The following is a 13,016-nucleotide window of genomic DNA, read 5'->3' as shown; positions in this document are numbered from 1 at the left end:
CGCGACAGGCTTTACCCGAGCGCTTTTTTCCTATGAATTCCAGTGATATATTTAGCGTAAATAGGCACTTCGGAACAACAGCCGGATAATCACTTATAATAGATTTCCAATGTCACCTCCGTGCGTTACCTTGAGAAAGACGCAATTTCTACGCAGCATCAGGCGATTAAATCAAGCTTCTAATACAAGTAGAATTTATAAACTACCGGTTGCATCCAACACATAAAAATAATGGGTGGAAATGGTCATTGACGTTTTTAGATACCGATAATCCGAATTATTCAACGGCCGACGGCGAACTCATGCAGCAGGCGCTGGACGGGGCGGCAAGGACGTTGAAGATCGAGGACGACAACGATCCGGAACGGAAAATTCTGGAGCGTTTTGTCCGTGCCGCATTCATTATCGGCAACCGGGATGCCGAAGCGATAGCCCGATTTGCCGTGAATGCCGTACTCGTCCGGCGGAAAACCGCCAAGGGCAGAATCCGCCCTACCCCCGGAAATTACCGATAAACTGGCGAAATGCGGGCGACGTTGCGCCGCTGAACATCTCCGCCGGCGAACCGTCGCAATCGATCAGCCCTTCGCGCATGAACACGACGCGGTTGGAAACATCCCGCGCAAAATTCATTTCATGGGTCACGACGAGCATCGTCATCCCCTCCTCCGCCAGCGAGCGCATCACCCGCAGCACTTCACCGACCAGTTCGGGATCGAGCGCCGAGGTGGGCTCGTCAAACAGCATGACCTTCGGTTTCATCGCCAGGGAGCGGGCAATGGCTGCCCGCTGCTGCTGACCGCCGGACAGATGGGCCGGATAGGCATGGCGCTTTTCCGCGATCCCCACCTTTTCCAGAAGCGCTTCCGCCTCTGCGATACATTCCGCCCGGGGGCGTTTGAGCACGTGAACGGGGCCTTCGATCAGGTTTTGCAGGATGGTCATATGCGACCACAGATTGAACGACTGGAACACCATCCCGAGCTCCGCGCGGATATGGTCCACCTGCTTCGAACTCGCAGGGACATTCCTGCCGTGCTTCCTGACCATGTTGATATGTTCGCCATCCACCCAGATCTCGCCTTCATCGGCAATTTCGAGAAGATTGATGCAGCGCAGGAACGTCGATTTGCCCGAACCGCTCGACCCGAGAATGGAAATGACGTCGCCGTCATGGGCTTCGAGCGAAATCCCGCGCAGGACTTCCAGTGAACCGAATTTCTTGCGGATATTGCGCACGGAAAGCCGGTTGACGGTTGCTGCGGCGGGATCGGCGGAATGTTCATGCACCATAATACAAGGTTCCTTACGGCAAACGCGGAACAGCGCGCCGATGGTGGGAAAGCCGGTGTTCCAGCAGCGCCATGGCCTGCAGGATCAGGAAATTGAGGATGAGATAGATCGCCGCCGCACACAAAAACACTTCCATGGTGCGGTAGGTCTGCGAAATGAGACGCTGTGCCACGCCCGTGACCTCCCATACCGTCACGAGGCTGGCAAGCGCGGTCGATTTGACCATCATGACGATTTCAGTGGAATAGGCGGGAAGCGCATGGCGGAAGGCGATCGGTCCGATGATCCGCCGGACGAGCAGAAAACCCGACATGCCGATGGAGCGCGCGGCCTCGATCTCCTTGACGGAAACGGCCCGCAGACCGCCCCGAAATATCTCGGCGGTGTAACCGGCCGTGCACAGCGCCAGCGAAAGCACGGCGCAGACAAAGGGTTCGCGCAGGAACGGCCAGAGAAAGCTGTAGCGGATGAAGCCGAACTGACCGAGGCCGTAAAACACCAGAAACATCTGGATCAGCAGCGGCGAGCCGCGGAACACGAAAATGTAACCCTTGGCAAAATTGCGGAGGATCGGGTTTTTGGCGACACGCATCCACACGATCAGCAAGGCCAGCAAACCGCCGAAGATGATCGAGAGGAAAAACAGCGCCAGCGTCATCGGCACCGCTGCCAGCAGGGTTTTCATGGTCTGGAAAATGAAGACAAAATCCATGTCCGCTCCTCAGGCCTGACCGAGGGACGACGGCATGGAGCGGTTGGCGCGCCGCTCCGCCCGGTTGAACAGCCGGTCCGACAGGCTGGTCAGAACGAGATAGAGACAGCCGCCGGCAATGAAGAACAGGAAATATTGCCGGGTCGATCCGGCGGCGACCTGGCTCGTGCGCATCAGATCCGCCAGCCCTGTCACCGAAACCAGCGCCGAGTCCTTCAGGCTCAGCTGCCAGACATTGCCGATACCGGGAATGGCAAAACGCAGCACCTGCGGCGCGATGATGCGGCGAAAGCGCAGGCCGCGATGCATGCCGATGGCCTCTGCAGCCTCCAGTTCTCCCTTGGGAATGGCCAGAAAAGCGCCGCGATAAACCTCCGCCTGATATGCGCCGGAGATGATGCCGACCGCCAGCGCGCCCGCGGCAAAGGACGGCAGGCCAAGAAAGCCTTCATAGCCGAGATAGCGCCCGATGGCGGTGACGGCGCCCGATCCGCCGAAATAGATGAGATAGATGATCAGAAGTTCAGGAACACCGCGAAACACCGTCGTATAGGTGTTTCCGAGCGCGCTCAGAACCCTGTTTCCCGATAGTTTCGCCCAGGCAACCATGGTGCCGAGAACAGCGCCGAGCAGCAGGGCGACGATGGTTACGCACAGGGTCATCAGCGCACCGGCGATAAGCAGCCCGCCCCAGCCCTGCTGTCCAAATCCGAGCACCTCGATTATCCACATGCGCCGTGTTCCCGCTCCGCCCGGTTGATCCGGTTGTTCAGAGTATAGGCGGGCATTGTCAGATGCTGCAAATGCCGCGCCTTTCTGACAATGCCCCATTCATCCAGAGGGCGTTACCGCCTCGCGGCGATAGTCACGGGCTGACGTCGGTCTTGAACCACTTCATCGACAGGGTCTTGACCGTACCATCCGCCAGGGCGGCGGTGATGGCCTTGTCGAACATGGCCTTCAGATCCGTATCGGCCTTGCGGATGCCCAGCCCCTCGCCGATGCCGAAGATCGTACCGCCGAATTCGGGGCCGGTGAAAACCAGCGCGCCGTTGGCCTTTTCGAATGTCGTGCCGAAATACACGGCATCGTCGAAGGCAAGATCAATACGGCCGGACTCCAGATCGAGATCGCGCTCCGCGCCGGTCTTGTATTCGCGCACGGTGGCGATGCTGCCGAAATTGTCATAGATGAACTTGGCATAGACGGTCGCCGCCTGGATGCCGATGGTCTTGCCCTTGAAGGCCGTCTTCATGGCTTCAATTTCGGCAACGCCGGTCTGCCCCGGCGTGAGCTTGAGAACCGAACCGGTTCCGGCCGCATTGGCCAGCGGGCTGTCCTTCTGGGTGGCGAAACCCGCATGGGTATTGGCATAGGGGATCGTGAAATCGATGACCTGCTTGCGCTCGTCGGTGATCGACAGCGCATCCATGATGACATCGAACTTGCCGGCGTTGAGCGCCGGAATCATGCCATCCCAATCGGAAGCCACCAGTTTGCATTCGACCTTCATCTCGGCACACATATGTGCGGCCAGTTCCGGCTCGAAGCCGCCCAGCGTCCCGTCCGGATTGGTGACATTCCAGGGTGCATAGGCGCCCTCCAGCGTGATCGTGACTGTCTTCCAGTCCTTCGCATGGGCCGCAGACATGGACAGCGCGGAAAGCGCCATCGCACCCGACAGCAGGAGCTTGTGTAGTTTCATCAGCCTTCTCCTCTTGAGGTTGGCAAGTGTTGAACCCGTGTTCCCGTGCCACACTGCGGTGGCTTTTGAGCTTTTGTCTTTTGGCAAGTTGTATATGGTACCTTATGACATCCCCTGTGCCGCGCAAGAGGGAAAGTCGCACAGCGAGGCAAATTCTGATCCTGCACAAGGAATGAGCAATGAAGGGCCTGCGATGACCGATGCCATGCTCAAGAAGCAACCCGCCACACGTTATGGTGCGCCGCTTTATGCCCATGTGAAACGGATGATCCTCGGCCGCATTCACAGCGGCGAATGGCCGCCCGAGCATCGCGTCCCCTCGGAGAACGAGCTGGTGGCCGGATTGGGCGTCAGCAAGATGACCGCCAACCGCGCCCTGCGCGAGCTTGCCAATGAGGGTGAGCTGGTACGCATCCGCGGCGTCGGCTCGTTTGTCGCGGCGCGCAAGGGTCATTCAACGCTGTTCGAGGTGCGCAACATCGCCGATGAAATCATCGAGCGCGGCCATGTCCATAGTGCATCGGTGGTTCGCCTCAACCTGGAGAAAGCCGCCTGCGCGGTCGCCGATGCGCTTGAACTGCCATCCGGCGCACCCGTCTTTCACTCGGTGATCGTGCACCGGGAAAACGGCGTTGCCGTGCAGATCGAGGATCGTTTCGTCAATCCGCGCGCGGCTCCCGATTATCTGGCGCAGGATTTTACGGCGCGCACGCCCAACGCCTATCTCAGCGCGATTGCCCCCCTCAGCGGATCGGAACATATCGTCGAGGCTGCCATGCCATCGGCACGCGACCGCAAGCTGCTCGGCATTGCACGCAACGAGCCATGCCTTGCCATCCGCCGCCGCACCTGGTCGGGCGATACCGTGGTCTCGCTGGTCCATCTGGTCTATCCCGGCAATCGCTACCGGCTGGAATCGCGGACGGGTGCCACGCCGGACAAGCTTTGACGCACTTTACCAAGCAAAAAAGCCAGACGCGAGGTCTGGCTTTTTGATAACCGATCTATCCAACCAATGATTGATCTGGCGGGATAAATGGTCGGAGCGGCCGGATTCGAACCGACGACCCCTTGACCCCCAGTCAAGTGCGCTACCGGGCTGCGCTACGCTCCGCCGGTGCCGAACCCCTAGAATACTGGGCGTTTCAGCGCAAGGGGCCAAAACCCAAAAAAGAACGAAATGTGAAAGTTTGGCCTGTGCGTTATTGACAGGATACTAAAATCACGCACAAAGCGCCGCACATGTTCTCAAAACGTTCTGCAGCGTGCAGTTTCATTCGTCACCAACTTCCACGGCCAGAATGGAATGATTCGTAGTCTGGCATTTTGCCCCTTCTTGACTTTCGCACCACATGAGAACATTTGCCGAACGGAATGCTGGGGAGGCTTTAACAAACGCTATGGGGTGGAATGGTATTGCGGAGAACATAAGACTGAGGGAAGCAAGGGAACAATCCCCCCGTCGAGCCGCTAAAATTTAAACTGCTTCAACTAATTGTTTCAACCTATTTTCTGTAAAAAACTTCAGTGTACTACTTGAAATGCTGATTGCAGACACTTGCGCCATAAGATATACTGCAGTAACGTGGGGAGACATGTATTTCAACAAAATCAATAATTCATGACCCGGCACGCTGATCTACTGAACAGGTTGCCCAGGGTTTGAAATATGGATTCTCTGCACTTGAGAACGGACGTTGAGACTGGTCAATCCCTACCGGAACTAGAGCGATTGTCCGATTTCAGAGAGGGGCGCCCCTCGTTACCCTATATGCCCGCTTTGGATGGGATTCGGGCGGTAGCAGTAACCTCTGTGGTACTCGGTCACTTCGGAGTGCCGGGTTTTTCCTTGGGCGGGGGCTTTGGAGTAGACGTATTTTTCGTTCTCAGCGGGTACCTAATCACTCGCATTATTCTTGGGCAAATTGCAGAAAACAAACCTCTATCGGAATTCTACTGGAACCGCTTCACTAGACTATTTCCTCCCCTTCTGCTGGTTTGCACATCATTGTTCTTACTTCCGCCCTCGCTGTTAACAAATTGGGACGCATTCCTGAATTCTTTTGGCGCACTGACTTATGTTACAAACTGGACCAGGGCTTTCCCAACATACGGCGCACCAAGTTTCACGGCCCACACATGGTCCCTGTCGGTCGAAGAACAGTTTTACCTCGCTTGGCCGGTCACAGTGTATTTGGCCTCTCGGTGGCTCCCAAATGTTCGAACAGCCATCTTCGGCGTTACCGCGACATCTTTAATCTGGTTTGGACTGCTCATTTACATTAATGCAAGTGTCGACCATATCTATAATGGTTTTGATGGGCGTTGCCCGGCGATATTGCTCGGGGCCTGCCTTGCAGCCCTCCCCAATCTGAAGTGCCCGGCGCCGCTGGCTGTTGTCTCGTTCCTTGCCTACCTTTTTATGGTACTTACGCAGAAATGGCACCCGTTTGCAGCTCTGATACTCTGGACGCTGACATTGCCGATTATTGTCTATGCACGAGATGCCGCGTCAGTAGGCCCGCTCGCAAAGCTCCTACGCCTCCGGCCAATTATTTATTTGGGTGTAATTTCCTATGCAGTCTATCTATGGCATTTTCCATTCTATTACCTTCTTGGCGAGAAGCTGCATATGGGGGCAATCCCTACAGGAATTCTTGGAATATCGTTGACTTTGATTTTGTCGGTCTTGACGCAAATTTTCGTGGAAAATCCGGTTAGACGTCTTCGATACGCAATTGGACCTTCCAGTCGCCAGAATACAGGATGTGGGATAGCAATTTGGACGCTTCTTGCCTTGGCTGGAGGGCTTGTATTCTTTTACGGTGGGTTCGTATAATTTCTCTTGCCGTCATAATTATTGGTGCCACCACAAGGCCGAGGGAAGCAAGGGCACGGTGAACGGCTGGGCTGGGTTTAAATCATAGCTCGAGAATTTGGGCCGACAGTACCCCTTGGAACAAAGGGGTACTGTCCATGTAAATTGTTTCAGTTGCTTATTGTGTGGACCCCACGGGCCCAAGATCACAAAAAAGCCCCTTTGAGTCATCCAATGCAACTAGCTTGATTGCGACCAAATCTTCGGCCCGAACAAATCCGTACCAACCCATACGATTGTAGAACTTCTGTCCCAGCCATTCTTCCGCCGCTTGGCTTGTACGCGTTGACTTGGCAACACCAACAATTCGATTGTCTCGATCCACTGCGACAACTGTGGACGCGGGTGACTTGCTTGCCGATATCCAGCTCCAGCCGCCTATAATTGCTGGAGATCCGCCAATCTTAAAGATTTCCTGCTTATCGTCTGCTGGAATTGCGTGGATACTCTCAAAGCTACCGCGACACTGCGTCTGTGTCATATGTTGCATAACTGAAGAGAAATCCTGTCCCCATCTATAGCCAATCAGGTTAAAGGGACCCAACCCCTTCGGCTCAGCGAACTTTGTGTAGTTCACAATATCCGCTGCGGGTGATGAGACGCCCCCCATTACCGATTGCGAATTGATATTCATCACCACGGCTGCTGCAGCCTCCCAGCTCCGCTCTGATGCCTTTTGCCATATTTCGGTTTCACGGATATAGCCAGCGTAACTCATCGGTATCAAGAGCAAGAGGAGGACAACGTAGACCGGTTGTAGTGTCCTTTCATCCCTGACTGCTCTCCGCTCCCGAACCACCGACGTGATAATTATCAACGCCGCTATCAGACCAAGACTTGCAAATGAACTGTACTTTTTGTTTCCAGCCTCGATGATACCGAATTGCGCTCGGGAGTAAGCTGCGGCCAAACCTGTTGTGACAACAAAACTCATTAACGCGAGACCTGCGGCCCCCGCGGCCCCACCCAGTCGCGGATATAAGAATCGAGCAATCGAATAGACGATTGCGATCAACAAAATGAAGCACCCGATTGCCGTAGCCAGAGCTGTTGAAGTCCAGAATGCGTCAATTGAGCCGGGCCACGCCGCGAAGCGTAACAAGGGGGCACCAAGATAGAATGCCAGAAAGTGAATGATGGCGATGGGGTCGCGTGAAGTCGTACCGACCGAATTGGTTGTCGCCAATACTAACGCTGCATGAGCAATCCCCATAAGCAACAGCGCGACCGTGGTGGACAATCTCCATCGCAGCACGATTGAGCAGGCAGCAACCCCAAGAAGAACTACAGGCGAGTTCCCCAGTGTAAGAGTGGCAATAAAGGCATAACCGAGCAATAACATGAAAAAGCGAACGTTGGTTAACGAAGGGCCACGCTCATCATCGCTGGCGCCCCCAACCAGAAGCGCTGCCAATACACACAGCAGTGCTATAATTGTATGCTGGACCTGGAAAGCAACCAAGAACGTGTAAAGATAGTTCGGATTGACCGACAACAAGAGGAATGTCGCAAAAAACAACAATCCTTCGGCAACGGTTATCGTGGCTCTCTTGCGTAGGAACACAAATCTGAAAATTAGCACTGCAATCAAGCAGTGAAGAGCCATCGATACTGCAATCTGTATATATTCCCGTCCCTGGAATAACCAAGTGTCAGCGATCATCAAAAGACGAGTTGTGAATATCCGGTGTTCGTTGTGCTGCGAGATCAAATACTTGAAGAGCGGCTTCCAGCCTTCGGCCGATGCCGCGTGAAAGCGTCCCTGATCAAAAACATCATCATATAGTGGTATCGCCATATGATTCCAGATGACAAAGCCAACGGTGGCGACTGAGAGCGATATTGCGGCAAAAGCAATCGACAGCAACACGATGGTGCGAAACGCTGACATTGATTGCGTTGTTCGAACCACATTTTCAATGCGCATAAAGTTGGCCCCCTGTATTGCCATAACGGAATAGTCGTAGATCTACCGCATCGTGAAATCGGCGGACGGCTTGAAGTCGTTTTTAACGCGCCATACCTTTGGTTTATATGATATTGCGAGATAAATAATAGGGCGTCAGTAGAATTTGCACGACGAACCTTATCAAGGCAAATAAGCTTTGCCAGGTCTTATCAATTTGGGACGGCAGCGCAGCAATCTTTTTAAGCATCCACAGGATGAATGCGCCCAAGGATGCTGACACGAGGCTAACCAGCATCAAGGCGCCAATTGCCCGTTCGCGCCATTTCTCAAAATCCGCGACTGGCTACTCTACGGCTTTCAATCTTCCGTCGATACTATCTATCTTACGATCCGTCGCGTCGGCCTTGCGGGTGATCTGCTCAAGCTTCTCATACTGTTCTTTCCGTGAGTGCGCGACCCACTCATTCTCCGCAAGGATTAGATCAACCTTGCTCTCGAGGCGACCGAGCGCCCGTTGCTGACTGACTTCGGTCAACAGCGCATTTCCGTGTTCAAATTGTCAAATAATCCAGCACAGCGACCAACACGGGCATTTGCTCTGTCTAAAGCGCCACGCTCCCGCTTAACCTCAGAGCCCGCTGTATGCAGCCAGCAAGGCGTTCTACCTCAAGGCACTCGAACCGCTCGGTATCGCTGTCGTCGCAGAGGGGACGACACCGGCGCAGGGTGCCGAGCTCAGCCCAAAGGGCAAGGCTTCCCTGTGCCTCTACCAGACCGAGGAGAAGCCGGCGCACCTTCATCTGGCGTTCACCGCCCGGAATCGCCGGCAAGTCGAGGCTTTCCATCGGGCGGCTCTGGCGGCGGGCGGCAAAGACAATGGCGCGCCGGGTCTGCGCCCGCGCTACCATGCGAACTACTATGCGGCCTTCGTCATTGATCCGGACGGGCACAACATCGAAATGGTTTGCCACGAACCCGAGGCCTGAGGGACGACCACGGAAAGACAGGGCGAGCTAAGGTCCTCGCCCGTCTCAAATGGACAGGGGATATTTCGTATTCGGCTGGATCTAAAGCGCGATCGCGTGCCTGTTCTTTCCCGCAGCTTTTGCCTGATACAAAGCTTTGTCGGCCTTATCCAATAAAACGCCGGCTGCACTTCCGTGCCGCGGAGCAAGGGCAATTCCCATGCTGGACCCCACTTCCACGCTGCTGCCGACGTTCAAGCGGATGCGCTCTCCTATGTTTTCAGAGATTGACGCCGCAAACGCCGTAAGGTCCTGATCGTCGTCGCCCGCTTTCACAACAACAAACTCATCACCGCCAATACGGGCCGCTGCGTCTTCGGGCCCGAGATTGGCTAAAATCCGCCTCGACACTTCAAACAGCACCTCATCGCCGCTTGCGTGGCCATATTGATCGTTGACGAGTTTGAAGCCATCCAGATCGAGGTAAAGCACGGCAAAGCCTGTCTGATCCTGCTGCAGCGCCGACAAACGATCATTGATGTGTGCCAGCAGGCCCGTGCGGTTCAGCAGGCCCGTCAGCGCATCTTCATTTGCCCGGCGCTCATTTTCGCGTTCAGCCAGCTTTGTCGCAATCAGCATCGCGTTGAGCTTGTGCGAGGCCATTGCCATGCTGATGAGATAAAGCGGAATTTGCAAAAGCGTGACGTATAAGATCGGCTCGCCGGACATCGCACCGCCGAGGCAAGCAGGCCCAAGGCTCAAGATGATCATGACCGAGGCAAGACGCGGCGCGCCAAAATTGCGAAAGCAGATGCCCCCCACCATGGCGCCGGCGGATAGGCAGGCGAGTGTTGCCACCACCCAATCCCCGCTCATCATGCTGATGAAACAGCCGTAACCGACGGCGCCTGACCAGGCTAGAGCCAGCAGAATGTAAATGTCGGTAGGCGTGGCTTTGCCCGCTTTGGCATTCCTGTGGCTGATGAGCAGCACCACGAGCCTCATGCCGCAAATCAACAATTCACATCCCAGCCAGAAGATGAATTCTGGTCGAGGTATCCGGTATGCGATGAATGCCGATACCAGAATTGTATTGATAACGCCGCCGGCAAAAATCGGTAATGTTCCGAACAGGCTCGCAATCAATTCCGATCGAATATAGCCAGGCACATTGGATCCAGCATCGGCCAGCCAGCGTGTCAGCCGCCATTTCGGTACACTGAATCCTGAAATATCCTCGCGCATAGGCACCTGCTCCGTTGTCGGCGAGATGCGTAGCGAAGAGTCGTCAAGAATTAGAGAATCCCGTGATAGTTCCGAACCGGATAGTTAGAAATGCCTTAAGATGTGAACAGCGGTGTTGATGACCCGGCATCATCGCATCGGCAACGGATTTTCCGACCACGAGGGATCGCCTGCCGGATTTGCGGACCAAAACCGAATACCCGTGAAATCGATCGATTGCACATTGTCCGGCAGGGCATCACGATAAATGCCAAAGCGCGGCTGGACGTCGATAAACGGGCGGCCGGAATCATCGCGGACACCATGATCGGGATAGCCGAGAAGCCCTGTATACGGATCGCAGCCGCGCCCGTTGAGCCAGACCTGCACCTGGCTTGCCCCCTCCTTCAGACTGGGCTTGATCATGACCTTCACATCATTCCAGTGGTCCAGGTCCAGGTGCCATGGACCGCATATTATTCTGGATTCCCCGAGATTGCAGTCGCTGGTTCCGCGCACCTTGACCAGGAAATCCGCCCCCGTGGCCGATGGGCGGGCCTCGACCTTGAAGAGGGGATTGGCGGCGGGACACGCCCCTTGCGGCTTCTCGTCACGCGCCTGGATGTTCTGTTTTACCTGATGAATGACTGTCCGGTTGCCAATGCCCTGCCAGGGACGTTCAAGACGGAACCGAAAACGGTACCAGGTCGGCTCATCGAACTTGACGACCTCCTTTCGCATCTGGATTTCCACGCGTTCCGTCGATTTTTCGTCGGACTCTTTTTCAACGGCGTCGCCCGGATGCACAGAGAGACGCAGCACCGGCCCGGACGAAGGGGCAGCGCCGGAATCACAGGATAGACGCGACCGCCATGCCCCCTGATCCAATTTCTTGCTGATCTTCCATAGGCTTGGGGGATGCTGCGGATCGGGTGCGCACAGCTCGGCAAGGTCACCTGACAGAGCCGGAGCCGCCTCCTGCGCTGCGGCGGACCCCAAAACCATCAAGCTTAGGCTGAAGAAAACACAAGCTATCCACGAAAGACGTGCGTTCACGAAACGAGCTCCCCCTGTCCCATATCCTCTCAATCCCCCTGGTCATAAGCTGCAATCCCAATGCCAACATGACACAGAAGTGTAAACCTGTATAAAACTTTGCATTGCCTGGGCCGAGTGGCCAGGCGCCGGCAGTTTGCCTATGACGCGCGTCCTTGCTCAGGCAAATGTGCGGATCGCCGGATGTTGAAACCGGCGCAGATTGGCCCCGAGCTGTTCAAAGTCCTCTGTCCGGGGATCGCTGCGCCGCCAGGCCAGGACAATGGTGCGCGCATATCCGCTGCCTTGCAGCGGCAGGTAGTGCAGCCCATGAACGTCACTCACCGCAAGGACGGGCAGCAGGGTACATCCCTCGCCTGCAGCCACCATATATTTCAGGGTCTCCAGACTGGTCGCGTGCCGGTTGGTGGTGTCGATCTCCGCACAGGCGGCAATGGCCTGATCCCGCAGGCAATGCCCCTCCTCCAGCAGCAATCGCTCATGGGGAGACAGATCTTTCCATCCGGCACCGCCAGCCAGCGTTGCCGCATGTCCCTCGGGACAGGCCATCACGAACGGTTCGTGAAACAGCGGGATTTCGCTCAAGCCCGGCTCTCCGGACGGTGTCGACATGAGCACGGCATCGAGGTCACCGCGCAGCAGAGCCGTGACGAGGTCGTCGGTGCGCCCTTCACCCAGCACGAAGGCAAGCGCCGGATAGTGCGCGCGCAAGCTCTGGAGAATGCGCGGGAAATAATAGGGGCCAAGCGTGGCGATTGCCGACAGGCGCAACGTGCCGCCGAAGGCCTCCGAGGAGCGGACGGACAGATCCAGCAGCCGGCGCGCCTCCAGTACCACACGGCGCATCTGGTCAAGGAGTTCGTGGCCCTGCGGCGTGACGATGACCCGCCGCGTCGTGCGTTCGAAAATCACCGTCTTCAGCCGGGTCTCGAGCTTGCTCACCTGTACGGAAAGCGAAGGCTGCGCAACCCGGCACTGTTCGGCGGCCTTGCCAAAGCTGCCCAGATCCGCAACCGCAATGGCATATTCCAGATCGCGAAGCGACAGGCCGGACAACGTCATGACGATCATACTTCTTTCGATACAGGCCAATGGTTGAGTCACCTTCACGCGATTGGCCCATCGCACGGCAGGCATGAACTACTCATAGTTCATGCCTATTAGAATATGATAATTCTTATATTATGCCAATGTATATCAGCGCGGTATATCGGACATGCCTGACAGGGCGCGCATGAGCGGCGCCCGGGCAAACGAGCCAGGCCCGGTAAGGG

The 13,016-nt window shown here is 55.9% G+C and carries 13 protein-coding genes and 1 tRNA gene; 4 read left to right on the top strand and 10 right to left on the bottom strand.

Annotated features, from left to right (window positions below):
• Positions 1–248: 248 nt before the first annotated feature.
• Entirely contained in the window at positions 249–515 is a 267-nt protein-coding gene (locus tag RDL77_RS13760; protein WP_288193337.1) for a hypothetical protein, read from the top strand.
• Here RDL77_RS13760 and RDL77_RS13755 read toward each other — a convergent pair.
• From RDL77_RS13755 to RDL77_RS13740, 4 genes are all read right to left on the bottom strand, one after another.
• Positions 493–1,293: an ABC transporter ATP-binding protein gene (locus RDL77_RS13755; RefSeq protein WP_223615742.1), complete on the bottom strand. Its 801-nt coding sequence runs from the start codon at positions 1,291–1,293 to the stop codon at positions 493–495. The genes RDL77_RS13760 and RDL77_RS13755 overlap by 23 nt on opposite strands.
• Positions 1,294–1,306: 13 nt before the next feature.
• Positions 1,307–2,005: an ABC transporter permease gene (locus RDL77_RS13750; protein WP_288193334.1), complete on the bottom strand. Its 699-nt coding sequence runs from the start codon at positions 2,003–2,005 to the stop codon at positions 1,307–1,309.
• Positions 2,006–2,014: 9 nt separating this feature from the next.
• Positions 2,015–2,737: an ABC transporter permease gene (locus RDL77_RS13745; RefSeq protein ID WP_288193333.1), complete on the bottom strand. Its 723-nt coding sequence runs from the start codon at positions 2,735–2,737 to the stop codon at positions 2,015–2,017.
• A 133-nt stretch (positions 2,738–2,870) separates the two neighbouring features.
• Complete coding sequence (locus RDL77_RS13740) at positions 2,871–3,710, bottom strand: transporter substrate-binding domain-containing protein (RefSeq protein WP_288193331.1); 840 nt, start codon at positions 3,708–3,710, stop codon at positions 2,871–2,873.
• Positions 3,711–3,903: 193 nt separating this feature from the next.
• Here RDL77_RS13740 and hutC point away from each other — a divergent pair, with 193 nt between their 5' ends.
• Positions 3,904–4,659 (top strand): histidine utilization repressor, encoded by a 756-nt coding sequence (gene hutC, locus RDL77_RS13735; RefSeq protein WP_288193330.1) that lies wholly within the window; start codon positions 3,904–3,906, stop codon positions 4,657–4,659.
• An 88-nt stretch (positions 4,660–4,747) separates the two neighbouring features.
• On the opposite strand, the gene RDL77_RS13730 is transcribed toward hutC, so the two are convergent.
• Positions 4,748–4,824, bottom strand: a tRNA-Pro gene (locus tag RDL77_RS13730).
• 618 nt (positions 4,825–5,442) lie between these two features.
• Here RDL77_RS13730 and RDL77_RS13725 point away from each other — a divergent pair.
• Positions 5,443–6,549, top strand: a complete 1,107-nt coding sequence (locus RDL77_RS13725; protein WP_288193329.1) for an acyltransferase — start codon at positions 5,443–5,445, stop codon at positions 6,547–6,549.
• Between the two features lie 157 nt (positions 6,550–6,706).
• Here RDL77_RS13725 and RDL77_RS13720 read toward each other — a convergent pair whose 3' ends face one another.
• Both RDL77_RS13720 and RDL77_RS13715 read right to left on the bottom strand, forming a co-directional pair.
• Positions 6,707–8,515 (bottom strand): hypothetical protein, encoded by a 1,809-nt coding sequence (locus RDL77_RS13720; RefSeq protein WP_288193328.1) that lies wholly within the window; start codon positions 8,513–8,515, stop codon positions 6,707–6,709.
• Positions 8,516–8,840: 325 nt separating this feature from the next.
• Positions 8,841–9,032 carry a hypothetical protein gene (locus RDL77_RS13715; protein WP_288193327.1) on the bottom strand — a complete coding sequence of 64 codons (192 nt, stop codon included), beginning with the start codon at positions 9,030–9,032 and terminating at the stop codon, positions 8,841–8,843.
• 103 nt (positions 9,033–9,135) lie between these two features.
• Here RDL77_RS13715 and RDL77_RS13710 point away from each other — a divergent pair, with 103 nt between their 5' ends.
• Complete coding sequence (locus tag RDL77_RS13710; protein WP_288193389.1) at positions 9,136–9,483, top strand: VOC family protein; 348 nt, start codon at positions 9,136–9,138, stop codon at positions 9,481–9,483.
• A gap of 81 nt (positions 9,484–9,564) precedes the next feature.
• Here the strand turns inward: RDL77_RS13710 and RDL77_RS13705 are convergent, their stop codons facing one another.
• The 3 genes from RDL77_RS13705 to RDL77_RS13695 all read right to left on the bottom strand — a co-directional run bounded on the left by RDL77_RS13705 (position 9,565) and on the right by RDL77_RS13695 (position 12,813).
• A complete protein-coding gene (locus RDL77_RS13705) occupies positions 9,565–10,707 on the bottom strand; it encodes a GGDEF domain-containing protein (protein WP_288193326.1) in 1,143 nt (380 codons plus the stop codon).
• A 129-nt stretch (positions 10,708–10,836) separates the two neighbouring features.
• The gene (locus RDL77_RS13700) at positions 10,837–11,691 is read right to left on the bottom strand and encodes a heparin lyase I family protein (RefSeq protein ID WP_288193325.1); all 855 of its coding nucleotides are present in this window, start codon (positions 11,689–11,691) and stop codon (positions 10,837–10,839) included.
• Between the two features lie 210 nt (positions 11,692–11,901).
• The gene (locus RDL77_RS13695) at positions 11,902–12,813 is read right to left on the bottom strand and encodes a LysR substrate-binding domain-containing protein (protein WP_288193323.1); all 912 of its coding nucleotides are present in this window, start codon (positions 12,811–12,813) and stop codon (positions 11,902–11,904) included.
• Positions 12,814–13,016: the final 203 nt, after the last annotated feature.

This window comes from uncultured Phyllobacterium sp. (genome assembly GCF_902479695.1).
Classification (GTDB): Bacteria; Pseudomonadota; Alphaproteobacteria; order Rhizobiales; family Rhizobiaceae; genus Phyllobacterium; species Phyllobacterium calauticae.
The sequence above is the reverse complement of the archived record's forward strand: the minus strand, read 5'-3'. Positions and strand labels throughout refer to the sequence as shown.

Coding starts and splice junctions, on each gene's coding strand:
- RDL77_RS13695 (WP_288193323.1), bottom strand. CDS start 12,813: ATGATCGTCATGACGTTGTCCGGCCTGTCGCTTCGCGATCTGGAATAT.
- RDL77_RS13740 (WP_288193331.1), bottom strand. CDS start 3,710: ATGAAACTACACAAGCTCCTGCTGTCGGGTGCGATGGCGCTTTCCGCG.
- RDL77_RS13700 (WP_288193325.1), bottom strand. CDS start 11,691: ATGGTTTTGGGGTCCGCCGCAGCGCAGGAGGCGGCTCCGGCTCTGTCA.
- hutC (WP_288193330.1), top strand. CDS start 3,904: ATGACCGATGCCATGCTCAAGAAGCAACCCGCCACACGTTATGGTGCG.
- RDL77_RS13745 (WP_288193333.1), bottom strand. CDS start 2,737: ATGTGGATAATCGAGGTGCTCGGATTTGGACAGCAGGGCTGGGGCGGG.
- RDL77_RS13755 (WP_223615742.1), bottom strand. CDS start 1,293: ATGGTGCATGAACATTCCGCCGATCCCGCCGCAGCAACCGTCAACCGG.
- RDL77_RS13705 (WP_288193326.1), bottom strand. CDS start 10,707: ATGCGCGAGGATATTTCAGGATTCAGTGTACCGAAATGGCGGCTGACA.
- RDL77_RS13720 (WP_288193328.1), bottom strand. CDS start 8,515: ATGCGCATTGAAAATGTGGTTCGAACAACGCAATCAATGTCAGCGTTT.
- RDL77_RS13750 (WP_288193334.1), bottom strand. CDS start 2,005: ATGGATTTTGTCTTCATTTTCCAGACCATGAAAACCCTGCTGGCAGCG.